Origin of the sequence: Blautia sp. AF19-1 (genome assembly GCF_003479155.1) — a bacterium.
In the GTDB taxonomy this organism is placed as follows: Bacteria; Bacillota; Clostridia; order Lachnospirales; family Lachnospiraceae; genus Fusicatenibacter; species Fusicatenibacter saccharivorans.
Genome location: NZ_QUGQ01000058.1, coordinates 1 through 983 on the forward strand (window position 1 = coordinate 1; position 983 = coordinate 983).

The 983-nt window shown below is 41.2% G+C and carries 1 protein-coding gene and 1 pseudogene; both read right to left on the minus strand.

Annotated elements, in window-relative coordinates:
* A pseudogene (locus DWX26_RS16600) lies at nucleotides 1–413 on the minus strand (IS200/IS605 family accessory protein TnpB-related protein); the annotation flags it as partial.
* A gap of 19 nt (nucleotides 414–432) precedes the next feature.
* Nucleotides 433–867 carry an IS200/IS605 family transposase gene (gene tnpA, locus DWX26_RS16605; protein WP_118601796.1) on the minus strand — a complete coding sequence of 145 codons (435 nt, stop codon included), beginning with the start codon at nucleotides 865–867 and terminating at the stop codon, nucleotides 433–435.
* Nucleotides 868–983: the final 116 nt, after the last annotated feature.

Below are 983 nucleotides of genomic sequence, written 5' to 3' on the forward strand. Positions count from 1 at the left end.
TCTGTGTTTTCACGGTACATGACATCGTGGTAAAAAACAGGCATGGCATACTGCTCACTTTTCAGATACGGCTTTCCTGTTTTCTGTCCCTCTGCTTTCCACTGTTCCAGACGCGTCCGATAAGAAGATACACTCCCAAGCGCATGCTGGACTGCCGCCCGTCTGAAATAGGATGGCATCTTGGAAAAACAGAAATCAAAATCAAACCGGGCCGGATTCCGTTTCGTTGTATGCACCAGATGTTCCGCTGCATTGAAACGTTTCTTACTTTCCTCAATTTGGGCCAGTTCTTCCCATACAGATTCATACACTTCGACCAGATAGCGGACAGCAGAACGGTAAATCTCCAGTGTCTGGCGGATTGGAATATTCTGTTTTCGTAATTCTACACCATAACTGGATATGATTTTCATTCGCTTTCTCCTCCGGGTTTTAACGGGATTTTTCCTTCTGACCTTCTATGTAAGCAAGTACCTGTTCACGGCTCCGGTCACTGACCGTTACTGCACAATAAGACGGATTCCACAAATGCCCTCCCCACAACTCTTTCTTTAGCTCTGGATACAAAAGGAACATCTGGCGCGCAAGATTCCCCTTCATGATTTTGATCATGTCTGAAATATAAAACTGTGGTCGACAATCTACAAGCAGATGAATATGATCCGGCATAACCTCCATAGCCAGGATTTGAAATTTATATTCCTGTGCAAGACTTTCCAGCATTTCTTTGCATTCCACATCAATTCCGTCTTTTAAAACCTTTTTTCTGTACTTTGTACACCAGACCAGATGATACTGCAGAGAGTACACATATCCTCTACCATATGAAAGATCATTTTTATTAATTGTAAACATATCTTTTCCCATAAAAACATTATACCATATACATAGGAATATATCAAACATTTGTTCTCGTTCTTATCAAAAATCTTGCGCGTCTAACTCATCACTACTACAATATATTTATGGGTAATCCCCTTACT

What these genes read in the sequence shown, in the direction of transcription:
- tnpA (WP_118601796.1), bottom strand. Translation starts at nt 867, where the DNA reads ATGGGAAAAGATATGTTTACAATTAATAAAAATGATCTTTCATATGGT.